General features: G+C 63.7%; 23 protein-coding genes. 9 read left to right on the top strand and 14 right to left on the bottom strand.

What is annotated here, in order from left to right:
- Positions 1 to 49 precede the first annotated feature (49 nt).
- Entirely contained in the window at positions 50 to 355 is a 306-nt protein-coding gene (locus ACKWRH_RS28800) for a hypothetical protein (RefSeq protein ID WP_445216275.1), read from the top strand.
- A 103-nt stretch (positions 356 to 458) separates the two neighbouring features.
- The gene (locus ACKWRH_RS28795; protein WP_445216274.1) at positions 459 to 800 is read left to right on the top strand and encodes a hypothetical protein; all 342 of its coding nucleotides are present in this window, start codon (positions 459 to 461) and stop codon (positions 798 to 800) included.
- A 234-nt stretch (positions 801 to 1,034) separates the two neighbouring features.
- On the opposite strand, the gene ACKWRH_RS28790 is transcribed toward ACKWRH_RS28795, so the two are convergent.
- The 6 genes from ACKWRH_RS28790 to ACKWRH_RS28765 form a co-directional block, all read right to left on the bottom strand.
- The gene (locus ACKWRH_RS28790) at positions 1,035 to 1,526 is read right to left on the bottom strand and encodes a hypothetical protein (RefSeq protein WP_445216273.1); all 492 of its coding nucleotides are present in this window, start codon (positions 1,524 to 1,526) and stop codon (positions 1,035 to 1,037) included.
- Positions 1,527 to 1,703: 177 nt separating this feature from the next.
- Positions 1,704 to 2,435: an aspartate/glutamate racemase family protein gene (locus ACKWRH_RS28785; protein WP_445222492.1), complete on the bottom strand. Its 732-nt coding sequence runs from the start codon at positions 2,433 to 2,435 to the stop codon at positions 1,704 to 1,706.
- 20 nt (positions 2,436 to 2,455) lie between these two features.
- On the bottom strand, positions 2,456 to 3,334 hold the full coding sequence (locus ACKWRH_RS28780; protein WP_445216272.1) for an ABC transporter permease: 879 nt from the start codon (positions 3,332 to 3,334) through the stop codon (positions 2,456 to 2,458).
- Between the two features lie 3 nt (positions 3,335 to 3,337).
- Positions 3,338 to 4,297: an ABC transporter permease gene (locus ACKWRH_RS28775; RefSeq protein ID WP_445216271.1), complete on the bottom strand. Its 960-nt coding sequence runs from the start codon at positions 4,295 to 4,297 to the stop codon at positions 3,338 to 3,340.
- 4 nt (positions 4,298 to 4,301) lie between these two features.
- Complete coding sequence (locus ACKWRH_RS28770; RefSeq protein ID WP_445216270.1) at positions 4,302 to 5,591, bottom strand: ABC transporter substrate-binding protein; 1,290 nt, start codon at positions 5,589 to 5,591, stop codon at positions 4,302 to 4,304.
- A gap of 42 nt (positions 5,592 to 5,633) precedes the next feature.
- Positions 5,634 to 6,620 carry an ABC transporter ATP-binding protein gene (locus ACKWRH_RS28765; RefSeq protein WP_445216269.1) on the bottom strand — a complete coding sequence of 329 codons (987 nt, stop codon included), beginning with the start codon at positions 6,618 to 6,620 and terminating at the stop codon, positions 5,634 to 5,636.
- Between the two features lie 268 nt (positions 6,621 to 6,888).
- On the opposite strand from ACKWRH_RS28765, the gene ACKWRH_RS28760 reads away from it, so the two are divergent.
- Positions 6,889 to 7,596: a GntR family transcriptional regulator gene (locus tag ACKWRH_RS28760; RefSeq protein WP_445216268.1), complete on the top strand. Its 708-nt coding sequence runs from the start codon at positions 6,889 to 6,891 to the stop codon at positions 7,594 to 7,596.
- Between the two features lie 17 nt (positions 7,597 to 7,613).
- Here the strand turns inward: ACKWRH_RS28760 and ACKWRH_RS28755 are convergent, their stop codons facing one another.
- Complete coding sequence (locus ACKWRH_RS28755) at positions 7,614 to 7,823, bottom strand: hypothetical protein (protein WP_445216267.1); 210 nt, start codon at positions 7,821 to 7,823, stop codon at positions 7,614 to 7,616.
- Between the two features lie 371 nt (positions 7,824 to 8,194).
- On the opposite strand from ACKWRH_RS28755, the gene ACKWRH_RS28750 reads away from it, so the two are divergent.
- The 3 genes from ACKWRH_RS28750 (at position 8,195) to ACKWRH_RS28740 (ending at position 12,024) form a co-directional block, all read left to right on the top strand.
- Complete coding sequence (locus tag ACKWRH_RS28750) at positions 8,195 to 8,434, top strand: hypothetical protein (protein WP_445216266.1); 240 nt, start codon at positions 8,195 to 8,197, stop codon at positions 8,432 to 8,434.
- A gap of 19 nt (positions 8,435 to 8,453) precedes the next feature.
- Complete coding sequence (locus ACKWRH_RS28745; RefSeq protein WP_445216265.1) at positions 8,454 to 9,809, top strand: amidohydrolase family protein; 1,356 nt, start codon at positions 8,454 to 8,456, stop codon at positions 9,807 to 9,809.
- A 451-nt stretch (positions 9,810 to 10,260) separates the two neighbouring features.
- A complete protein-coding gene (locus ACKWRH_RS28740) occupies positions 10,261 to 12,024 on the top strand; it encodes a CYTH and CHAD domain-containing protein (protein ID WP_445216264.1) in 1,764 nt (587 codons plus the stop codon).
- A gap of 118 nt (positions 12,025 to 12,142) precedes the next feature.
- Here the strand turns inward: ACKWRH_RS28740 and ACKWRH_RS28735 are convergent, their stop codons facing one another.
- The 6 genes from ACKWRH_RS28735 to ACKWRH_RS28710 form a co-directional block, all read right to left on the bottom strand.
- Positions 12,143 to 12,766, bottom strand: coding sequence for a transglutaminase-like cysteine peptidase (locus ACKWRH_RS28735; RefSeq protein WP_445216263.1), 624 nt, complete (start codon positions 12,764 to 12,766; stop codon positions 12,143 to 12,145).
- A gap of 330 nt (positions 12,767 to 13,096) precedes the next feature.
- Entirely contained in the window at positions 13,097 to 13,708 is a 612-nt protein-coding gene (locus tag ACKWRH_RS28730; RefSeq protein WP_028154094.1) for a PilZ domain-containing protein, read from the bottom strand.
- A 68-nt stretch (positions 13,709 to 13,776) separates the two neighbouring features.
- On the bottom strand, positions 13,777 to 14,943 hold the full coding sequence (locus tag ACKWRH_RS28725; RefSeq protein ID WP_445216262.1) for an MFS transporter: 1,167 nt from the start codon (positions 14,941 to 14,943) through the stop codon (positions 13,777 to 13,779).
- A gap of 50 nt (positions 14,944 to 14,993) precedes the next feature.
- Positions 14,994 to 16,241: an MFS transporter gene (locus ACKWRH_RS28720; protein WP_445216261.1), complete on the bottom strand. Its 1,248-nt coding sequence runs from the start codon at positions 16,239 to 16,241 to the stop codon at positions 14,994 to 14,996.
- A gap of 155 nt (positions 16,242 to 16,396) precedes the next feature.
- Positions 16,397 to 17,203, bottom strand: coding sequence for an alpha/beta fold hydrolase (locus ACKWRH_RS28715; protein WP_445216260.1), 807 nt, complete (start codon positions 17,201 to 17,203; stop codon positions 16,397 to 16,399).
- Positions 17,204 to 17,236: 33 nt separating this feature from the next.
- On the bottom strand, positions 17,237 to 17,836 hold the full coding sequence (locus ACKWRH_RS28710) for a LysE family translocator (protein WP_445216259.1): 600 nt from the start codon (positions 17,834 to 17,836) through the stop codon (positions 17,237 to 17,239).
- Positions 17,837 to 17,905: 69 nt separating this feature from the next.
- Between ACKWRH_RS28710 and ACKWRH_RS28705 the strand changes: the two genes are divergently transcribed.
- On the top strand, positions 17,906 to 18,667 hold the full coding sequence (locus ACKWRH_RS28705; protein ID WP_445216258.1) for a class I SAM-dependent methyltransferase: 762 nt from the start codon (positions 17,906 to 17,908) through the stop codon (positions 18,665 to 18,667).
- On the opposite strand, the gene ACKWRH_RS28700 is transcribed toward ACKWRH_RS28705, so the two are convergent.
- Positions 18,651 to 19,130 (bottom strand): GNAT family N-acetyltransferase, encoded by a 480-nt coding sequence (locus ACKWRH_RS28700; RefSeq protein ID WP_445216257.1) that lies wholly within the window; start codon positions 19,128 to 19,130, stop codon positions 18,651 to 18,653. The genes ACKWRH_RS28705 and ACKWRH_RS28700 overlap by 17 nt on opposite strands.
- Before the next feature lie 326 nt (positions 19,131 to 19,456).
- On the opposite strand from ACKWRH_RS28700, the gene ACKWRH_RS28695 reads away from it, so the two are divergent.
- Together ACKWRH_RS28695 and ACKWRH_RS28690 are read left to right on the top strand one after the other, a co-directional pair.
- On the top strand, positions 19,457 to 20,095 hold the full coding sequence (locus ACKWRH_RS28695) for a Clp protease N-terminal domain-containing protein (RefSeq protein WP_445216256.1): 639 nt from the start codon (positions 19,457 to 19,459) through the stop codon (positions 20,093 to 20,095).
- Between the two features lie 131 nt (positions 20,096 to 20,226).
- A complete protein-coding gene (locus tag ACKWRH_RS28690) occupies positions 20,227 to 21,378 on the top strand; it encodes a zinc-binding dehydrogenase (RefSeq protein ID WP_445216255.1) in 1,152 nt (383 codons plus the stop codon).

Genomic DNA, 21,378 nt, shown 5'->3' with positions numbered 1-21,378 from the left:
CCGGAACGCGTCCTGGGCGGGACCGTTGACAGCCAAAGGAGCATTGCCGATGGCCCCGTCGCCTGCAAACACTTCAATCAAGACCTTGATCGTGATCCTCAGTCTCGCCGCGATGCCGGCGGTGTCGTTCGCGCAAACGACCGGCGGCGCGACCGGGTCCGGCGGATCGGCGGGAGGCGTCGCCAACTCCCCGGCGCCGCCGCCCGGCACCAACAGCCTCGGTACGGCGCAATCATCCGGCGCGTCCCGCGGGGGCACCACCGGCGCGGCCACAGGCGGATCTGCCGATGCCGCCGTCAATGCCGAGAACAAGCTGCTCGACAAGAAGGTGAAGGGCATCTGCCGCGGCTGCTGATGCTCGCGCGGAAGTGAGACAGTGAGGCTGTCAGGAAGGCGCGGGTGACGTTAGCTTGGTCCCGCTTTGAAGCGTGGAACGTCTCCACGCGGAGGATCGAGTGATGTTACGGAAGATGATGATGGCGGCCTTGGCCGTTGCGGCAGTCGGATTGTCGGCGCCGCAGGCGGCCGAGGCGCGTGGCGGTTTCGGTCATGGCGGCGGCGGCTGGGGCCATGGCGGTCACTGGCGTGGCGGCGGCTTCTGGCCCGGAGTGGCGATCGGGGCAGGTCTCGCCGGCACCGGCTACTATGGCGGCTATTACGGCTACGGCTATGGTTACGGCGATCCCTATTACTATGGTACCGGCTATGACGACGGCGGTTACGGTGGCTGTTACGTGGCGCGGAAGCGCGTCATGACGCCGGCAGGCTGGCGTGTCCGCCGTGTGGATGTCTGCGAATAGCGTTCTGACAGCTGCAAAAAGCTTGAGCCCCGCTCCGATTCCATCGGAGCGGGGCTCAAGCTAGCCCATTAAAGAACAAGGCCGTTGACGCAGTATACCGTCAACGACCTTGCCAGCCCCGGACATTGAAATCGGCTCACGCCATCCGGTAGCCGGCAGCATGGCGCGGAATCATACGGGGGAATGTGATCCAGTTCACAAGTGGAAAAATTTAAGTCGCAGACCCTGACCCGGCTAGCCGCGCGAGCGCTTGCGGGCGCTGGCATGAACGCGGCGCGACGGTTTCCTGCGGGTAACCGAGGGCGTCTCCGCCTCCGTGGCCCGGGCACTGGCAAAGGATTGCCGCAAGCCGTCGATGGACTCGTTCAGGGTTGCGACCTGCTCGGACAGTCGCTTGGTGTCGGCCTGCTGGAATGCAAGCAGCTTCTTCATCGTCTGGAGCTGGTCCTGCACGACCTGGAGCTGGTCGATCGATTCCTGCTGGGTCGCCTCCAGCCCCTTGGTCTTCTCGACGAGTTGCTCGGACGCCTGGGCCGTGCGGGCCTGGAGCTGCCGCGACGCCACCACCCGGTCGGTCTCAGGAGTTGCACCGGTATAGGCGCGCCAGATCGCGATCGAGGTCACGCCGGCGATGAGCAGCAGGAGGGCAGCGGCGGTCAGCGCGATTGGCTGGGCGCCGAGGCGAAGGAGGGGGTTGGACGGCCTGTCCTGGGCGAGATCGATCATCGCTGACAAAACCCAAATTGAAACTTGGTGAGTGGCGAAGAGCGGCAACCAGATGTCGCCGGGACGTCCCGAAAGTGTTACCATTCGGCAACAAATGGGACCAAAAAGAGGCTAACGGCAAAAAACCAGCAATTAGCTGGTCTTGAGGCCCCTGAAGGTCACCGAAAAGAGCCGGGATCAAGGCTGGAACGGCGAAAACGGTCCGGAATAGCTCTTCGAGCGCGGCGCCGCATAGGGCCCGAGCCGGGAGGTCTTCAGTCCCAGCCGCACCAGTGATTCTGCCAGCGTGACCGCCGCGGCGACGCCGTCGACCACGGGCAGGCCATGTGTGGCGGCGAGCTCGGCGGCGAGGTCAGCCATGCCGGCGCAGCCGAGCACGATGGCTTCGGCTCGATCGTCGCGGACCGCGGCGGTGATCTCCGCGGAGATCTTGCCGAGAGCATCAATATTGCGCTCCTCGAGCGCGAGCACCGGGACCTCGGCGGCGCGGACGCGAGCGCAGCGCTCGGCAAGGCCGTATTTCCGCAGATTATGCTCGATTGGCACAATGGAGACACCGAGCGTCGTCACTACGGCGAAGCGCGCGGCGATCAGGCTCGCCATGTGGAAGCCGGCTTCCCCGATGCCGATCACCGGCGCTTTCGCGGCGGCACGCGCGGCATCTAAGCCGGTGTCGTCGAAGCAGGCGATGATGTGGGCGTCGGCGCCGTCGCGGTCGGCGTCGCGGATGCAGCCGAGCATGCCGGGCACGGCGAAGGCTTCGTCGTAAAAGCCCTCGATCGAGACCGGGCCCATCGCGGGCTGGCGCGCGTCGACCAATGTGTCGGGCAGGGCGACGCTGCGTGCCGCAGCGGCGATCTTCGCCGTCATCGACGCGGTGGTGTTGGGATTGACGACGTGCAGCCGCATCAGTTCAGACAAGCCCCTTGTCAGACAAGCCCTTGGCCGGCATCCGAGCCCTTGGCCGCCTGCCGTTTGTTGAGCATGTGGATGGTGCCGAGTGCAAGGGCGATCACGGTGAACGACACCGCCGAGATCACGGTGCCGAGCGCATAGATGTCGGGGTTCGTCACGGTGGTGGTGAGGCCCTGGAGATCGAGCGGCAACGTGTTCACCGCCCCGATTGCCTGACTGGAGCGGGCAAGCTCGTCCCAGGACAGCGTGAAGCCGAACAGGCCGATGCCGATGACGGAGGGCAGGATGATCGGCAGCACGACATGACGGAAGGCCTGCCACGGCGTCGCGCCGAGATCGCGCGCGGCTTCCTCGAGCCTGGGATCGAAGCGGTTGAAGATCGCGAACATGATGAGCAGGCCGAACGGCAGCGTCCAGGTCAGGTGCGCACCTAAGCCCGAGGTCAGCAGGCCCATCGAGGTCTCGAAATTCTCGTTCCAATGCGCCTTGATCAGGTCGTCGATGATGCGGAATTCAAGCGAGATGCCGAGCGAGGTGATGATCGAGGGCACGATCAGGCTCGCGATCGCCGAGTAGAACAAAATGTTTTGCGCCTTGAACTTGCGGCGGAAGGCCATGCCGGCGGCGACTGATAGCACAACGGTGACGATCATCACGATGACGCCGAGCAGCAGCGAGCGTCGGAAGGCCGCGCCGAGATCGACGATGCCGGTGCCCTGGAACAGTTTTGCGATCCAGAAGGTCGACACGCCGTTCATCGGGAAGGTGAGGCCGCCCTGCGGGCCCTGGAACGAGAGGACGTAGATCGCGATCATCGGGCCGTAGAGAAACAGCACGTAGGCAGCGAAGAAGATCGCGAGCACGTAGAACGAGCGCGGGCGTCCTTCCTTCATGCTCTAGAGCTCCTTCTTGATGTCGACGATGCGCGACATCATGGTGATGATCAGGAAGGTGATGATGAGCAGGATCACCGCGTTCGCGGCGGCAGCCGGGAATTGCAACGCGTTCACCCGCGTCTCGATGATCTTGCCGGCGGCCGCGATCTGCTGGCCGCCCATCACGCCGATGGTGATGAAGTCGCCCATCACGATGGTGATGACGAAGATCGAGCCGATCACGATGCCGGGCTTGGAGAGCGGGATGATGACGTTGACCAGCGTCTGGAAGCCGGTGGCGCCGGCATCATAGGCCGCCTCGATCAGCGACTTGTCGATGCGCACCATCGAATTGAAGATCGGCACCACCATGAAGAAGGTGAAGAGGTGGACCAGCGCCAGCACCACGGAGAATTCGGAGAACAGCAGCCATTCCAGCGGATGGTTGATCAATCCGCTCTTGACCAGACCGGAGTTCACGAGGCCGTTGCGTCCGAGCAGCGGGATCCAGGCGATCATGCGGATGACGTTGGAGGTCCAGAACGGGATCGTGCAGAGCAGCGACAATCCCATCTGCCAGGTCTTGGACTTGACGTGGAAGGCGAGGAAGTAGGCGACCCAGAATCCGATGAACAGCGTGATGACCCACACCAGGAAGCAGAGCTTCAGCGTCTTCAGATAAGTCTTGGCGATGGTGCAGAGATCGGGGAGCTGCGCGATGCAGCCCTCGAATGTATCGGTGTAGCCGCGGCCGGAGAAGGCCGGCAGCAACTGGTATTCGTTGTAGTCCCAGAAGGAGACGATGACGACGAAGACCAGAGGGATCAGGAAGAAGGCGAGAAACACCAGCATCATCGGCCCGGCCTGGAGCCAGGAGATGAAGGAGGGCGACAGGCGCGTCGCTTTCGCGGCGCGCGCCGTGCCCGCCCCCGGGATCAAGCCCGGGGACGCCTGCTGCAGGATGTCTTCCGACGTGTCCATCACGTTAGGCCGCGATGAACTCGTTCCACTTGCGGACCATGTAGTCGTTCTCGTCCATCACGGCGTTCCAGCAGGCGACGCCGCCCATGCGGTCCTCGTAGGAACCGCCGTCGCGCACCGCGCCGGCCTTCTCGAGCAGCGAGCCGTCGGGCGCCTTGATGTCCTTCTCGGCCGGCTTGCCTTCCATCCAGTACGCCCACTCGTAGGACTCCATATGCGCCTTCGCGGTGGAGAGCACGGCGGAGTAGTAGCCTTGGCGGTTGAGATAGGCACCGGCATAGCCGGACAGGAACCAGTTCACGAACTCATAGGCCCATTCGAGCTTGGCGCCCGACACGCCCTTGGAGACGCAGAAGCCCGAGGCCCAGGAGCGATAGCCTTCCTTGAGGGGCTGGAAGGTGCAGGCGATGCCCATCGAGCGCACCTTGGTCACCGCCGGCGACCACATCGACTGGATCACAGTCTCGCCTGATGCCATCAGGTTGACGCTCTCGTTGAAATCTTTCCAGAAGGCGCGGAACTGGCCGGCCTTCTTGGCTTCGGTCATCACCTTCATGGTGAGATCGATCTCTTCCTTGGTCATGTTGCCCTTGTCGGCATATTTGTACTTGCCGGTGGCTTCCACGACCATCGCGGCATCCATGATGCCGATCGAGGGGATGTTGAGGATCGAGGCCTTGCCCTTGAATTCGGGATTGAGCAGCTCCGACCACGAGCTGATCGGCCGCTTGATCAGGTCGGGACGGATGCCGAGCGTATCGGCGTTGTAGACGGTCGGGATCAGCGTGACGAACTCGGTCGCCGACGTTGCGAACTTCTTGGAGTCCTTGCCTTCGAGATAGAGCACCTTCCAGGGCGCCGTGCCCTGGGCGCCGATCTTCTTGCCGCCGGGCGTCTCGCCCTTGGTGAAGACCGGCGTGATGTTGTCGAATTCCTTGATCTTCCTGGCATCGAGGGCAAGGATGTTGCCCGACGGCACGATCTTCTTCAGCGAGAAATATTCGGTGTCCAGCACGTCGAAGGAGTTGGGCTGGGTCATCACCCGCTTGGTGACGTCGTCGGTGGTCGCGGTGATGTATTCGATCTTGATGCCGGTGTCCTTGAGGCACTGCTTGGAGATGTCGTCGCCCTCGTTCACGGCGGTGCCGAGATAGCGCAGCACCTTCGCATCGGCCGACTTCACATAGGGAAAGCCGGTGATGGCGCCGGAGCCGGCGGCGAGGCCCGCGAGACCCGCGGTGCTCTTGAGCAGCGTGCGGCGGCTGACGCCCTTCGTCCTGGTGGTCTCGGTCATATCAGTCACTCCTCTGTTGCGCATTCCAGTGATCGATCGGCGCTATTGCAGGCGTTGCGCCTTGGCAGGATCCCAGGTGGCCAGCACGCGATCGCCCGGTCGGAACGGGTGAATGTCGAAGGCGGCCTCGGGAAGGTGGGAGAACAGGGCGGTGCCGTCGTCGAGCGTGAGCGAGACGGCGATGTAGGAGCCCTGGTACTCGGTCTGGGTCAGCAGCGCCGGTGCGCCGAACGCGCCCTCGGCGAACGGCGCGATGCCGAGCTGATCGGCGCGCACGGCGATGAGGTTTCCGGCATCGCTGAGGACGTTGTGGCCGCCGATGAAGCGCGCCACGAATTCGGTGCGGGGGCGGTGGAAGATGTCGCGCGCGGTGCCCTGCTGCTCGATCCGGCCCTGGTTCATCACCACGATGTGGTCGGCGAGCGCCATCGCTTCTTCCTGGCCGTGGGTGACCTGGATGAAGCTGATGCCGAGCTCGCGCTGAAGGCGCTTCAACTCGCCGCGCATCTTCACCCGCAGGAACGGATCGAGCGCGGAGAGCGGCTCGTCGAGCAGCAGGATCTGCGGCTCGGTGATCAGTGCGCGAGCCAGCGCCACGCGCTGCTGCTGGCCGCCGGAGAGTTGGGCCGGGAGCCGGTCTGCATAGGGTGTCATCGCCACCAGCTCGAGCAATTCGCCGGCGCGCTTGTGCCTGGTCGCGCGGTCGACGCCGCGCATTTTGAGAGCAAACGCCACGTTGTCGAGCACGGTCAGATGCGGAAACAGCGCGTAGGACTGGAACATCATCGCCGTGCCGCGCTTGGCGGGCTCGAGGTCGGTGACGTTCTGCGCACCGAGAATGATGTCGCCTTTGCTAACCGCCTCATGGCCCGCGATCATCCGCAAGGTCGAGGTCTTGCCGCAGCCGGAGGGGCCGAGCAGGCAGCAATAGGTCCCGGCCGGGATCTTCAAATTGACGCTGTCGACCGCCAGCGTCGTGTCGTAGCGCTTGGTGACGGCGACCAGTTCGAGAGCGGCGGGAGTGGCCATGGCGTGTCCAAGGGAGGGGCGATGCTCCCGTCTCTCCGCAAGGTCCGTGCCAACCGCCCTTGGCCGGCTGAATTCCAGAACTGTGCAGCAGAGTCAGGTCGTTAGATCGAATCCGCCGCCTTCGGCCGTCCCAGCACCCGTCTCCCTCGCTGCACACAAAACGGGCGCGGATTGTATAAACTTTCGCCTGTGATTGGATACAGGTCGTCGACTAACATTCAAGGCCGAACGTCGCCGATCGAGCCCTCACACCCAACCCTTCGAACTGATGGCCGCCAAAACTCGCCCGAAATCCGACACGCCAGATGCGAGCGATCGCGTCAGCCGTATCAGGGAGGGGGTGACCGCCGCGATCCTCGAGCATCGCCTGCTGCCCGGTACGAAGCTCGGTGAGGACGAGATCGGCGAGATCTACGGCGCGAGCCGCACGCTGGTCCGCACGGCGCTCCAGCAGCTTGCGCATGAAGGCATCGTCAACATCGAGAAGAACCGCGGCGCCTTCGTCGCGCGGCCGACGCCGGGCGACGCCCGTGAGGTGTTCGAGGCGCGCCGCCTGATCGAGCCCACCATCGTCGATCACGCGATCGATGCGGTGTCACCGGCCTGGATCGATCGCCTCCAGCAGCATCTCACCGAGGAGCGCGAGGCGGAGCTGCGCGGTGACGCGCGCGCCTCGGTCCGGCTCTCCGGCGAGTTTCATCATCTCGTCGCCGAGATGAGCGGCCACAGCATCTATCTCGGCTTCCTGAAAGAGCTGATCGCGCGCTCCTCGCTCATCATCCTGCTCTACCGTCGCCACGACACACCGGCCTGCGGCACCGATCATCACGCCGGCATCGTCGCCGCGATCCGCAAGCGCGACAAGCAGGCCGCGCGCGCACAGATGCTGTCGCATCTGGACGAGATCGAGGCCGAGCTGTTCCTGAAGGATCCCGCCGCCGATGAGCTGCGGCTCGCCGACGTGCTGGGCGCCTGAGCAAGCGCGCCTTTCGGCTAGGGCAGCGGCGATCCCTGGTTTCGCCTGACGATCTTGAGCACGAGCAGAACGGCGCCGAGCGCAAGAAACAGCACGCCCAGAATCGTCATGCCCGTGGATTCGAATGTCACGCCGACGGCGGTCAGCAGGCATCCGATGATGATTGCGAAGAGCCCGCCGAGCTTCTTGGTCAGCAGAACGTATCCGTCACTCGTCTGTGCCACCATGTCATGCCTCGTCCACTTGATGTCGGGCCTGCCTTCGAGGCTCCCTCATGCCCCATCATCCTCTCGCGCGGTCCGTGCGGATCGTACTCCCGAATGCGCAAGTTGCAATCTGGCGTTGATCTTAGAATCTCGCGGCGTCTACATTTGATTTGAATTCGATGTATATGAGACAGCTGCCCTTACTCAATTGCATAATATTCCCTGGATAAATTTTGCGGCGGTGCGCTTTCACCGCAGACGGATAGCTGAATTGCAGAATCGCCCTATGGTTGTAAATTGACTCTGTTGGGCAGGAAGCATCAACTACCGTCGCGCGGTTGAGTTCTGGAGCGGGATTGGCACGAGCCAAATCCGTTCTGTGGAGTATTGCAATGGCGTTGCGTTCGGTCGTCGAGGAGCGGGAGCCGGCTTATGTCTCGACCGGCCATCTGCCTGATGCGGACACCGTGCAATCGCTGGTGATGCTGATCGTCAATGTCTATGAGCGGCCACGCCGCGGCAAATCGGCCGCTACGGCTTTGCCTGCTGTACCATCGCGCTGGTCTGACTTGTTGTCCCACGGTATCGGGTGGCTAACGTTCGCCTGGACGCCGGCCGCTCGTGCGGCGTAGTTTTGCGCGGAGATTAAGCATGGGGGGTACGACGATGTCGGCCGGCCTGTTGAGGGTCGCGGCACTGCTTGCGGCGATCGGAACGGCCTTCGCCGCGCCGCCGGCATCGGCGCAGCAGGACTCCGCCGTTCTGTTCCGCAATGTCAGGATCTTCGACGGCAAGGCTGGTGCACTCTCCGCACCGTCGAGCGTCCTCGTCCGGAACAAGACGATCGAGAAGATTTCGGCCAGTGACATCACGGCCGCCGCTCAAGTGATCGACGGCGGCGGACGCGTGCTGATGCCGGGGCTGATCGACGCGCATTGGCATGCGATGCTGGTGCGCCCGACACCGATGGCCGCGCTCGCGGGCGATGTCGGCTACAACAATCTGCTCGCCGCCAGCGAAGCAACGGCTACATTGATGCGCGGCTTCACCACCATACGCGACATGGGAGGCCCGAGTTTCGGCCTCAAACAGGCCATCGACGAGGACCTCGTCGCTGGCCCGCGCATCTATCCGTCCGGCGCGATCATCACCATCACCGGTGGTCATGGTGACTTCCGGCAGCTCTCCGATCTGCCGCGAACCATCGGCGGCATGCTCAGCCGCATGGAGCGGATCGGCGGCAGCATGGTCGCCGACAGTCCGGACGAGGTGCGCGTGCGGGCGCGCGAGCAGCTGATGCAGGGCGCCTCGCAGGTCAAGCTCACGGCGGGCGGCGGCGTCGCGTCGCCCTTCAGTCCGCTCGACGTCTCCACCTTCACCGAGCCCGAATTGCGCGCGGCCGTCGAAGCCGCCGACAATTGGGGCACCTACGTCGCCACGCACGCCTATACGCCGGTCGCGATCCAGCGCTCGATCGCGGCCGGCGTCAGATGCATCGAGCACGGTCATCTCATGGACGAGGCGAGCGCGAAGCTGATGGCGGAGAAGGGAATTTGGCTCAGCACCCAGCCGTTCCTGGATATGTCCATGGCTGCCGCGCTCGGGCCTTCGGAACAGGACAAGATGCGGCAGGTGGTTGCCGGCACCGACCGTGTCTATGCGCTGGCGAAAAAATACGGCATCAAGACCGCGTTCGGCACCGACGTCCTGTTCTCGAAGGCGCTGGCGGACAGGCAAGGAGCGATGCTGGCTGCGCTGACGCGCTGGTATACGCCGGCCGAAGCGCTGACGATGGCGACGTCGACCAACGCCGAATTGTTGAGCCTGTCGGGCCCGCGAAATCCCTATCCGGGCAAGCTTGGCGTGGTGGCGGAGGGCGCGCTCGCCGATCTCCTGCTGGTCGACGGCAATCCGCTCGACGACATCAAGCTCGTCGAAGATCCCGCGAAGAATTTTGTGGTGATCATGAAGGACGGCAGGATCTACAAGAACAGGCTCGCGCACTGACGCGCGCATGGCAGGTGTGAGCCCGCGAAATTCGATCGCTTCTAGTCTCGCTCGTCAGGAAACGGCTTTCCTGGTCGGGAGCCGTTTGCGATCGCAGGGGGTGCAGGAGGCCGCGCGGGGCTTGTCACAATCTCCCGTCTGTCATCATCGGAGGCGTGACTTCTGAGCGTCTCCAAAACCAGAAAGAATTTCTCTGCTAGCATGAGTCAAGCTCGCTGACGCGTTCATCTCGGTTTCGAGAACGACGAGATTCGCTATCAATTCGATCACTTACTGTACGCGGCGGCAATTTAATTCGTCACGCCAGACGAATTATGACAGTCCTGCCCGATCTCTAGCGACGAGCATGTCGCATGTGGACGATGATGCGTTGCGACGTAACGTTGCTATTCCTCGCGGGCCTGACGAGCTATATGCTGCGCTCTGTCATCAAACTGTCATGTCACGGGAAATGTTGAAATCAGACGCTACGCCGGCTCGCAAAACCATGAGCGCGCCGGATGGGAATCCTGTTCACAAGGACAGGAACAAGAGAACGCAAGTCGTCGCCGGCTTCCTCAGGCAACGTGACGCAGCCGAGTCCAGCGCGGAACATGCGATCGTCGAGGGCGCTGTGATTGATCAGACGCCATCGCAAGACACGACGCCCGCACCGGAGCCAGCCCAGACCGGCACTGCTGCGCGTCCCGCCGGTGAGATCGAGCTCAAGCTTCTCGTCGATGCCGATCGCATGGCGCATTTCAACGCCGCGCCGGTCATCACGGCCAACGCGCGCAACAAGGGCACGCGCAAGCATCTCAAGTCGGTCTATTACGACACGGCCGAGCGCCTGCTTCGGCGCAATGGCCTGAGCCTGCGTGTCCGCCAGAGCGGCGCGCGCTTCGTGCAGACGGTGAAGACGGACGCCGTGGACGATCCGTTGCGCCGTGGCGAGTGGGAGGCGAGCGTATCGTCGCTTGCGCCCGATCTCGCGCTGGCGATGCCCTTCATTCCGGAGAAGCTTCGTAGCAACCTCGTGACGCAGCCGCTCGAAGCCGTCTTCACCGCCGACATCCGTCGTCATGCGAGGATGATCGACTTGCCGTCCGGCACGGTCGATATCGCCTTCGATCAAGGCGAGCTGACGGCTGGTGATCGCACGATGCCAGTGAGCGAGATCGAGCTTGAGCTGAAGAGCGGCAGCGCCAGCACGATCTACGAGGTCGCGCTGCGGCTCGCGGAGCAGGGCGCGGTGAAGCCGTCCATCCGTACCAAGTCGGCGCGCGGCTTTGATCTTGCCGCCGACAAGCCGCCCCCGGCACGTCGCCCGCGAAAACTTCGCCTCGATGCGTCGGTCACGCTCGACGAGGCCTTCGCGACGATCCTGCGCTCCTGCTTCCTCCATCTGCTTCAGTCGCTGCCGGCCGCCGAGGACGGGCGCAACCCGGAAGGCGTGCATCAACTCCGCGTCTCGCTGCGCCGGCTGCGATCGGCGCTCGACCTGATGCGATCGGTCGGCGCGCTCAGCAATCTCGACGCGCTGCGGACGGAAGCCAAATGGCTGGCGCAAGACCTGTCCGCGGCCCGTGATTGGGACGTGTTCCAGCTCGAGACCTTGCCGACGATCGCAGAGGCTTGTCCGTTGGTCGCCGGATTCGATGCGCTGGGCCGGGCTGCGGCCGAGCGCCAGTCGGACGCCTATCGCAAGGCGCATGATGCGCTCGACGATCGCCGCTGCGCCGTGTTCCTGATCGGCCTCGGAAACTGGATCGAGACGCGGGGCTGGCGCAACGACGTTGCCGCCGAAGATCTCGGCCAGCTCGCCGAACCTGCCGTCGACTTCGCGCGGCGCATCTTGTCGGAGCAATACGCCAAGGTGCTCAAGCGCGGTCGCCGCTTCAAGTCGCTTCCTGCAGAAGAGCTGCACCGGGTGCGGCTCGCGACCAAGCGGCTGCGCTATCTCAGCGAGTTCCTGCTGCCGCTGTACGAGGATCGCAAGTCGGCGCGACGTTTCTCGCGCAGGCTCGCCGCCTTGCAGGAGGAGCTTGGCGCCTTCAACGACATGGCGGTCACGGCATCGCTGCTTGATGGGCTCGGTACTGAACCCGACAGCGCCATCGCGGCCGCGGCGATCGCCGGCTGGCAGGCACGAGCATCGATCAGCGTGCAGCCCGCCTTGCAACGCGCGTGGCGCGATTTCACCGCCGCGTGCGTGCCGTGGTCGTCGCAGGGCTGATTGCTCTCCCCAAAAAAGTTGCGGCCAGCCATTGGGGGATGGCTGGCCGCGCGCGAACCGGTCTGGGACGGGGAGGGGTGGGGATGTGACCGGGCCGCGTAACTCGTTTTCCTGAGTGCTAGTTCTTGGCGCTGGCGGTGGAGACCGCCGGTTTGGTGTCGCCGAGCGAGACCCAGACGTTGGGATCGCTCTGTGACTGGCGCTTGACGAAGCGGTAGCCGGTCTCCGTCCAGGCAACGACGTTCTCGTTCTGATTGTCGAGAACGAACTCGCCCTTGTCGGTCTTCACCGTCAGCACCGCGTGTCCTTCGCCCTTCTTGTCCCGCACGACGGTGATCAGCAGGGCCTCGCGCGGCCATCCGGCATCGATCAGCATCTTGCGCTTCAGCAGCACGTAGTCTTCACAGTCGCCGTAACCGTCGGTCGGCAGCGACCACTTCTCGATCACGCCCCAGTGCTCCTGGTCGGTCAAAGGCTTGACGGTCTCGTTGACCCAGCGATTGACCTTGACGAGGTCGCGCCATGCGGCCTGCGACATCACGATGTCGCGCGGTTGCGTCGGCGCGCCCTGGCACTGAGCGGAATTATCCGCACAGAACTCGACCCAGCCGATCGGCGCACGCGTGGTGTCGCCGAGGCTCGCGTAGAGCAGACGGCCTTCGCCGGCCTGCGCTGCCGCGCTGATCCCGAAGAGCATGGCAGCCAGTGCCAGCCCTTTCCCCTGTCCCCTGAAGTCCAACATTGCGGCCCCCGTTTCTTGTTGGGACCACATTTCGCACGGAGCTTTTGAGTTGCGGCTAAATCGGCCAAGTCAAGTCGAGACGAATGCAAGTAAAAGGCGCGATTAATTTGATCTATACTTGAATCAAGTTCGACTAAGATTTGAAATAACTTCAATTGATTCAAATTTTATCTATTAACGCGGAAACGCTGGCGGAACTGTTGTTTGCACGCGCACGCAGCCCTCGCGTTAACCCGCGCGAGGCGGTCGCCGGACACGAAAAAGGCGGCGTCCGCATTGCGGAGGCCGCCTTCAGGGCAGGAAATACAGTGGTTTTGGCGTCGTCGCGCTTTACCGCGCGGTAACGCTCTCTTCGAGTGTCTCGATCGGCTGCTCGTGCATGAACTCCAGCGCGAAGCCGTCTTCGAGGTTTCGGACCACGCGGCCCTGCACGCGGCCGAGCAGCACGATCGATTTCAGCGGCGGGCGGTTCTCCGCGGCAATGGCGGCGCCGGACAGCGAGAGGTCGATGATGCGGCAGGTCATCTTGGTGCCGTCCTCGAGCGTCAGCACCGCGATCGGGTTGCGCGGCACGATACGGTCGTGGCGGCGATCCTCCGGCAGGTTGAGGATGTCGCGGTTGGCGAGCCAGGTGAGCTGAGCCGCCAGCTTGTCGCGTTTGCGAGGCGTCGCACCGACCGTCATGGCGAAGCCGTTGTCGATGATGCGGGTGATCTTGCCCTCGACACGGCCGATATGGTCGAGATAGGCGACCACGCGGTCGCCGACATTGCCGATGCCGGGGGCCAGAAGCGCCAGTCCGCCCGGTGACATGTTGATCACCTGGCAGGGGAATTCCCGGCGGTCCGGCAGCATGTAGCGGCCGAGCAGGTGGACCTTCACCCGCTGGAAACGCCGTCGTTCCTCGGCGGCCGGAAGAAATTTTTTGTTCGCCAACGCCATTTTCACAACCCGACCCCCCGCCTGGCGGAGTCCGGCACGACCCTAAGGTGCACAGGGTTAATGCCGCGTTAGGATTGGGCGCGGCGATTACGGACAGACACAATGCGCTCGAAAAGCCACATCAGCGGCGGGCAGGCCAGCACCGTCAGCGCACCGAGGTCGAGTGCAACCGCGGCCGTTCCGGCCGATTTGGCCAGCCGGCCGGCCACCGCCGGCCCCAGCATCATCGCGGCATAGAAGAGAGTGTAGAACACGCCCATGCCGATCGCCCTTGTTTCCGGCGCGAGCACGCGGGCCGCCAGGCTCATGATCGGGCCGGCCGGATGGCCGCCGATCAGGCCGATCAGGACGAGGACCGTGATCACCGCATCCGATCGCGGCAACCAGGCCAGCAGCCCGGCCACGATGAGGCTGGCCACGATCGCGAGGGTGAGCGGACGCTTGAAGCGGTCGGCGAGATAGCCGCCTGCTGGCACCGAGATCACCGACAGCCACATCACGAGGCTGATCGCGGAGCCTGCCGCCGCAATGCTCCAGCCGCGCTCGGCGAGCAGGGAGGGGCCGAACGAGAAGATCATGGCGAAGCCGACATTAAAGAGTCCCCAGATCAGGCCCGCGACGATCACCGCCAGCAGCGCGAGGGGATCGAGCCGGCCTGGGCCGGCCGCGCTGACTGTGGCTCCCGGCGGCGACTGATAGAGCGTGATCAGCACAATACCGATTGCCGTGAGTGCGCCCGCCGTCAGGAACACCGCACTTGCGCCATAGGCCGTGCCGATCGCCGGCAGCATCAGCAGCGAGATCGCGACGCCGGCCGGCCAGGAGTTGACGAAGATCGCCATCGCGGTCGCGATCTCCTTCCCGGCGAACCAGTCGGTGCCCATCTTGGTGAGCTGCACCGTCAGCAGCACGCCGCCGGCGCCGGAGACGAGCCGGCCCGCCATCTGCCAGGCCCAGACGTCGGTGGTTGCCATGACCAGGCTGCCCGCGGTCATCAGCAGCAGCGCTGCGATCGTCGTCGGCTTGTCGCCAAGGGTCCGGCCGATCGCGCCGCCCGGAAGCGCCAGCACGATGCCGGGGGTGAAATAGAGTCCGATCAGGATGCCGATATCGGCGAGCCCGACGCCAAAAGTCTGTTGCAGCAACGGCGCAACAGCGGCCACGCTCTGGAACTGGAACGCGATGGTGAGGCGCACGACGAACAGGATCGCAAGAATGCCCCAGCGATTGCGCAACGCCTCATCTCCTCAGGCCATATCGAGGGTGCGGTGGGGAGGGACGAGAGTCAACCGGCTGTCTTCCTCGTCGCGCGCCCATGGAGAAGACACAGCAGCGCCAGCAGCACCGCGGCCGAGAGCCCGAGCGACCAGTGAATGCCGATCGCCGCGCCTGATAGCCCGACGGTGATGCCGCTGAAGGCCCGCATCCCGAGCCCGGCCATGTTGTAGAGCCCGACGACGCGGCCGCGGATGTCGGACGGTGCGTTCAGCTGCACCAGCGCCTGCGCCATGGTGTTGAACGACAGCTCGAAGAAACCCGCAAAGAACAGCAGCACGATCGCGACCGGATAGATCCGCACCGCGGCGAAGCCGAGCAGCGCCACGCTCCACAGCATGGCCAGCGTGATCGCGGTGCGCGGCGTGCCCTTCAACCGTCCCCAGGATTCCAGCGCGATGCCGGCGAGCAGTGCACCTGCCGCGTCGGCCGCGAGCAGCACGCTGTAGGAGACGCCGGGATCGCCATGGCCGAGATCGCCGGCAAAGCCCGGCATCTGGGCGTGATAGGCGTTGCCGATCATGAAGGAGGTGAGGCCGGCGAGCCACGTCATTGCGGTCAGCACCGGCTGCGTGCCGATGGCACGCATCGTCAGCACGATATCGGCAAGGCCGCGCACGGCGAAGCGCCGCACCGCGGCGCTCTTGTCGCGCACCGGCGCCCAGAACAGCCACAGCAGCATCGGCAGGTAGAACAGCGTGTTGAAGATGATGCCGTGCGAGGTGCCCAGCGTGAGCATAATGACGCCGCCGACGGCGGGGCCGACCAGGATGCCGAGATAGCGTGCCATCGCATTCAGGCGTACAGCGCTCGGAAGATCCGCGGGGCCGACGAGGTCGTAGAGGAGCAACTGGTTCGGCGTCTGCCACAGCACGCCGGCGCAGCCATGGATGACCAGCAGCAGCATCGCGTGCCACATCTGGATCGTATCGGTGATGAAGAAGAAGCCCCATCCGGCCGAGGCCACGATGAACAGCAGCATGCCGCATTGGATGATACGCCGCGGATCGAACCGGTCGGCGAGCCCGCCGACCGCGACCGAGAACAGCAGGAATGGCAGCCAGTGCGACAGCACGGCAAAGCCCCCCAGCGTCGGCGAATGGAATTTCTGGAACACCACCCAATAGCTGATCACATGCTCGATATTGTCCGCCATCATCGCCAGCACATAGGCGATGAACTGGAGCCGGTACGGCACCGACTTCATCGCCGCGAACGATCCGGACGCGACAACAGGATTTTGGGGAAGGGGGTTCAAGCGATCACCTGGGTGGGACGTTGCGGCCTTACACGTTCGACGCCAACGGCTCAAGACAATTGGGTGTGTGGCGCCGTGGACCCGTAGCCCGGATGAGCGAAGCGACATCCGGGGTGTTGATGTAGTTTTCCCGCATGTCGCTTGGCTCATGCGGGCTACGAAGCGGACCCAACCACCGTCTCCAGAAACGACCTGACCGCCGCCGCAAGTTCATCCGGCTTGTCATATGGCAGCCCATGGCCGACGTCCGGTATGAGCTCATAGTGAAGCCGTGGATTGAGTCCCTGTAGCTCCCGCGCCGTCTCAACGGAAACAACGCCATTGTCTCCGATGACAAGCAGGCTCGGCACTGCAATGGCGCCGACCAAAGCGCGATAATCCGGGTTTGGCGGTGTGAGAACCTCGAAGGCGCTGATCTCGGTCCGCAGCCTCGCTTCGACGATCAGCTCAAGCAGCTCGAGCGAACGGTGCAGATGCCGCTGCCGCGCCTCGGCCAGCACCTCAACCTTGTCCCGGCCGAGAAGCCGGCGATGCTGCTCCACGACATCGCTCTCGTAAACCTCGCGCTGGCGCTCGGGGGTTAGGAACGTCGGATCCGCCAGGATAACGCCGCGAATGGCCGTACCGACCTCACTTGCAACTATCGCAGCAATCATGCCGCCCATGGAGTGGCCAAGCAGCACCGGGGCGGCAAGCCCAAGCGCTTCGATGAGGCCGATGACGTCGTTTGCGAGATCGCGGTACAGATAGCCGCCAGATGGTGCACTCGATGCGCCATGACCTCTCGCATCGGGCATGATGACGTCGAATCTGTCTTCAAGAGTGCGTGCCAGTGGCGTCCAGCAGGCTCCGCTGCCGGTCAATCCATGCAACAAGATCAGCGGCGGCTTGTTTCCGCCTGTTCTCAGATAATGGATCTCGATGCCGTTCGCTTGGCTGGTGCCGCGAATCCAGTTCGTCATTTCAGGCAACCATTCGAGAGGAGGCCGACCCGGCTAGACAAATGCCAATCCGGCTGCGACCAGCACCATCAGTCCGAGCGTGACGTTGAGCGCGCGCTCGCCATTTGGTGACAGTATCAATCCGCGCAGGAAGACCCCGACATAGAGCCAGACGATGTCCACCGCGATCATGACCACGACCAGTAGGATCCATTTCGCGAAGACGTCGTGCTGCGCGCTGCCCTTGATCAAGGTGTATGACGCCAGCAGGGACGCGAATGCCAGATAGGCCTTCGGGTTCGTCATGCCCAGCAGAAACCCCGCCGCAGGCGAAGCGTGCGCGCCGTTGCCTGCCTTGGCGGTGTCTCCGACCGGAGACGATGCGATCTTGTAGGCGAGATAGAGGAGGTAGACCGTGGCGGCGATCGTCATGACGCGCAAGGCCGACGGAAATGTCGTCAGCAGGGAAAACAGCCCTGCAGCGGTAGCGCCGGCGGCGATTGCGAGACCCGCCTGAAGTCCGAGAAAGTATGGCAGTCCTCCGACAAAACCCCGGGCGCGGCCGACCGCGATGAGCGCCGCGATCGCGGGACCTGGCGATCCCAGCAAGCCCACGGCCGCAGTCAGGAAGATGCCGAGCGCGACCATGTCCATTGCGAAGCCCCCTCCGACACTGAGGTCGGGTGCCTGTTATTCTGACAGTTCATTCCGTACAATTGCCTGATGGAAATGAACAGCCTCTACGATCGCCCCGATCTGTACGACCTGATGGCGCCGCGAGACCCGGTCCTCGAGGGCTTCTATGTCGCGGCGGCGCGCGAGCGCGGCGGCAGCGTTCTCGATCTTGCGTGCGGCAGCGGCCGCCTGACCATTCCGCTGGCGCAGGCGGGGCTTGAGGTCGTCGGGGCTGATTTGTCCGCGGAGATGCTGGAGCGCGCGCGGAGCCATGCCAGGGCGCAGGCCGTCGAGCTCGATCTGGTCCAGCTGGACATGCGGGATTTCGATCTCGGGGGGCGGACCTTCGATACCATCATCGTCGCGATGAATTCGATCCTGCACCTGCATGGCATCGACGACTTCAGGGGCTTCTTCGGATCGGTCGGCCGACATCTGTCGCAGAAGGGCAGGCTGGTGTTTGACGCGTTCCTGCCGAATATCGCCATGCTCAACTCGGATCCCAACAAGCGCGAGTTGATCGGCACTTTGGTCCACGATGCGCTTGGCACTCTCATTGTCGAGGAGACCGCGAGCTACGATCCGCTCACCCAAATCAGGCATGTGGAATGGTACTGGTCGAACGAAACGAAGAAGGACTTTTGGCAGGTTCCTCTGCGGATGCGGAACATTTTTCCGCAGGAGATGCCGCTGCTCGTGGCTTCGGGCGGCTTGCGCCTCATTGAACGCTTCGGCGATTTCGATCGCAGCCCGCTGATCGCGGGAAGCATGCGGCAGATATGTGTCTGCGGACCTATCCAAGCGACTTGACGTAAACCGCATACGGCACGCCCAAAATGTCCGGCGCATCCCGAACCTTCGCAAATCCCATCCGCAGATACATCGGCAGCGCCACCGTCATGATCGGCGTCGTATGCAGGGCGATGACCGACGACTGGTCGCGCTCGGCGCGGCGCAGGCATTCCTCGGTCAATTGCCGGCCGATGCCCTTGCCGCGCGTGGCCGGATCGACCACCAGCATGCGGATGATGGGCCACGACGGATCGAAGAACGCCGGCTTCGGGGCTTGCGGACCGACATAGGCCACGGCGCCGACGATCCGGCCGCCATCTTCGGCGACGATGATCTCGCCGGTCTTGGAAAGCTCCGGCATCTTCGCGACATGGGCCGTAAACAACAGCCAGTCGGAATAGTGCTGCTCGAACTCCGCGAAAGCCGCCAGCGCGACGCGCACGATCGCGTCCGCATCCGCTGGCTGATAGTCACGCAGCATCGGCATCATCCTCGATCGTAGCCCGGATGGAGCGAAAGCGTAATCCGGGGCCGCCGGTCCCGCATTCCACGCTGCGACATACGGGCTACGAGCCGTCTCATCCTAACCCAGCGTCCGGGTGTAAGCCATTTACGGGGGGCGCGGGGCGTCGCTATTGACACTTGGCGGCCGGCGAGCCACCTTTCTTACGGGTAGATACGACCTGCCGCTTGCACCCCTTACGGGATGGTGAACGTATCTCATGCATCGTCTTGGCCCCTTTGCCGAACAACGGGTCAGCAACGCAAGCACTGGCTTCCCGAAGTGTTCAAGCAAAGGAGTCAGCCATGCGCGACTTTCGCGATGCCAAGGCTATGGCGCGCACGCTACGCGCCTCACTCGCCTCCAAAGGCCTCAAGATTTCGGTCGCCGAAAGTCTTGAGCTAATCGCCGAGCTGTTTGGCCTGGCTGATTGGAATACGCTTGCGGCCACGATCCGACGCGGATCGCCCGCGTCTGATACGGCCTCGACCGAGCCACCGCGTGCGAGCATCAAGTGGCCTGCAGGATTTACCCGGGAGCTGGATCTCACCCTGAACAGGGCTCTCACTTACGCCAAAGCGCGAAAGCACGAGTTCGCGACACTGGAGCATCTCTTGCTTGCGCTGCTGGACGATCCGGATGCCTCGGAAGTGATGAAGGCCAGCGAGGTCGACCTCGAAGCCCTGAGGCGAACCACAGTCTCCTATATCGACGATAAGCTGAGCACTTGGGTGATGATCCGCGACGAGCGCGACACGACGCCGACCGTTGCATTTCGACGTGTGGTGCATCGTGCGACCGTGCGCAGCCTGAAACGTGAAACGAGCGGTCTGGACGTGCTGGCGACCATGTTCAGCGAAACTGCAAGTCCTGCGGTTTGGCTCCTGAGCGAGCAGGGCATGACTGGCGAAGGTCTTGAGAGAGCGCCTCCTCGCGCAAGTTGAGAGAGCGGGAAGCCTTTTCTGGCTCGGCGCTTGAGACACACGCCTTGGTATTTGCAACGCCGCACGGGTGTCATAGGCTGATCGTCGCCCGCACCAATCAAACCTAACAAGCGGGCAGCGAGGAAACAGCCATGGACCAGATCCGCGTCTGCACTCACGCAGGGCCGGGCTCGGAGCCCGTCATCAAGACCGTGCCATGGCCAAAGGTCGGCCGGAAAGCCGCGCTGATCAAGGTCGGCGCCTGCGGCGTCTGCGGCACCGATCTGCACATTCTCAAAGGGCATTGGCCGAAGCCGCTGCCCTGGCCGTTCACGCTCGGCCACGAGCTCGGCGGAATCGTCGTCGAATGCGGCGACGAATTCACCGAGGACTTCATGAGCAAGCCGTTGAAGGTCGGATCAAAAGTGATGATCCCGCCGCTGATGCCGTGCGGCCACTGCTATTACTGCATCCACTATCCGCAGACCGCCAACAAATGCCTGACGCCGGTCTATTACGGCCGCTATCTCGGCTTCGATAAGGCGCCGCATATGTGGGGTGGCTGGGCCGAATATGTCTATGTCGATCTCGAGATGCTGCCGGGCACCAAGATCTACAAGCTGCCCGACGACATGTCGCTGCGGCTGGGCGCGCTCTCGGAGCCGCTGACCTCCTGCATCCGCGCCTTCAACCGCGCCAGTCGCGCTGGTGGTTTTTCCTGGGGCGACACGGTGGTGATCCAGGGCTCGGGTCCGATCGGCATTCTGGCGGTCGCGGCCGCCAGGGAGATGGGAGCGGGGCGCGTGATCTGCGTCGGCGCGCCGGAACAGCCGCGGCTCAAGCTCGCGCGCGAGTTCGGCGCGGAGGCGACGGTCAACATCGAGGAGATCAAATCGCCGCAGGAGCGCATCGCCCGTGTGCGCGAGATCGTAGGCCACTTCGGCGCCGATCTCGTGATGGATTGCTCGGGACATCCGACCGCCGGCCCCGAAGGCATCGAGATGCTCCGCGACGGCGGCACCTATGTCGAGATGGGTCAGTTCACCGATGCCGGCTCGATCGAGACCTCCTGGCACCGCATCTGCACCAAGGACCTCAACGTGCTCGGCTCCTGGGGTTTTACCGGCAATGATCTGCCGCTCGGCGTCGACATGCTCTACCGCACCCGTGACAAATATCCCTGGCTGAAGATGCAGACGATCTATCCGTTCACGGAAGCGGGCGTCGCGCAGGCGGTGAGGGATGCGATGGCGATGAAGACGGTGAAATCGACCATCGTGCCGTGGCCGGAATTGGTGGACTAG

It is taken from the genome of Bradyrhizobium sp. Pa8 (genome assembly GCF_052588265.1).
Note: the sequence above shows the minus strand (reverse complement) of the source record. Positions and strands in the feature narration are given on the sequence as shown.

Coding starts and splice junctions, on each gene's coding strand:
- ACKWRH_RS28740 (WP_445216264.1), top strand. CDS start 10,261: ATGTTGAAATCAGACGCTACGCCGGCTCGCAAAACCATGAGCGCGCCG.
- ACKWRH_RS28770 (WP_445216270.1), bottom strand. CDS start 5,591: ATGACCGAGACCACCAGGACGAAGGGCGTCAGCCGCCGCACGCTGCTC.
- ACKWRH_RS28775 (WP_445216271.1), bottom strand. CDS start 4,297: ATGGACACGTCGGAAGACATCCTGCAGCAGGCGTCCCCGGGCTTGATC.
- ACKWRH_RS28695 (WP_445216256.1), top strand. CDS start 19,457: ATGCGCGACTTTCGCGATGCCAAGGCTATGGCGCGCACGCTACGCGCC.
- ACKWRH_RS28745 (WP_445216265.1), top strand. CDS start 8,454: ATGGGGGGTACGACGATGTCGGCCGGCCTGTTGAGGGTCGCGGCACTG.
- ACKWRH_RS28765 (WP_445216269.1), bottom strand. CDS start 6,620: ATGGCCACTCCCGCCGCTCTCGAACTGGTCGCCGTCACCAAGCGCTAC.
- ACKWRH_RS28790 (WP_445216273.1), bottom strand. CDS start 1,526: ATGATCGATCTCGCCCAGGACAGGCCGTCCAACCCCCTCCTTCGCCTC.
- ACKWRH_RS28705 (WP_445216258.1), top strand. CDS start 17,906: ATGGAAATGAACAGCCTCTACGATCGCCCCGATCTGTACGACCTGATG.
- ACKWRH_RS28710 (WP_445216259.1), bottom strand. CDS start 17,836: ATGGACATGGTCGCGCTCGGCATCTTCCTGACTGCGGCCGTGGGCTTG.
- ACKWRH_RS28780 (WP_445216272.1), bottom strand. CDS start 3,334: ATGAAGGAAGGACGCCCGCGCTCGTTCTACGTGCTCGCGATCTTCTTC.
- ACKWRH_RS28760 (WP_445216268.1), top strand. CDS start 6,889: ATGGCCGCCAAAACTCGCCCGAAATCCGACACGCCAGATGCGAGCGAT.
- ACKWRH_RS28795 (WP_445216274.1), top strand. CDS start 459: ATGTTACGGAAGATGATGATGGCGGCCTTGGCCGTTGCGGCAGTCGGA.
- ACKWRH_RS28735 (WP_445216263.1), bottom strand. CDS start 12,766: ATGTTGGACTTCAGGGGACAGGGGAAAGGGCTGGCACTGGCTGCCATG.
- ACKWRH_RS28715 (WP_445216260.1), bottom strand. CDS start 17,203: ATGACGAACTGGATTCGCGGCACCAGCCAAGCGAACGGCATCGAGATC.
- ACKWRH_RS28730 (WP_028154094.1), bottom strand. CDS start 13,708: ATGGCGTTGGCGAACAAAAAATTTCTTCCGGCCGCCGAGGAACGACGG.
- ACKWRH_RS28800 (WP_445216275.1), top strand. CDS start 50: ATGGCCCCGTCGCCTGCAAACACTTCAATCAAGACCTTGATCGTGATC.
- ACKWRH_RS28690 (WP_445216255.1), top strand. CDS start 20,227: ATGGACCAGATCCGCGTCTGCACTCACGCAGGGCCGGGCTCGGAGCCC.
- ACKWRH_RS28785 (WP_445222492.1), bottom strand. CDS start 2,435: ATGCGGCTGCACGTCGTCAATCCCAACACCACCGCGTCGATGACGGCG.
- ACKWRH_RS28755 (WP_445216267.1), bottom strand. CDS start 7,823: ATGGTGGCACAGACGAGTGACGGATACGTTCTGCTGACCAAGAAGCTC.
- ACKWRH_RS28750 (WP_445216266.1), top strand. CDS start 8,195: ATGGCGTTGCGTTCGGTCGTCGAGGAGCGGGAGCCGGCTTATGTCTCG.
- ACKWRH_RS28700 (WP_445216257.1), bottom strand. CDS start 19,130: ATGCTGCGTGACTATCAGCCAGCGGATGCGGACGCGATCGTGCGCGTC.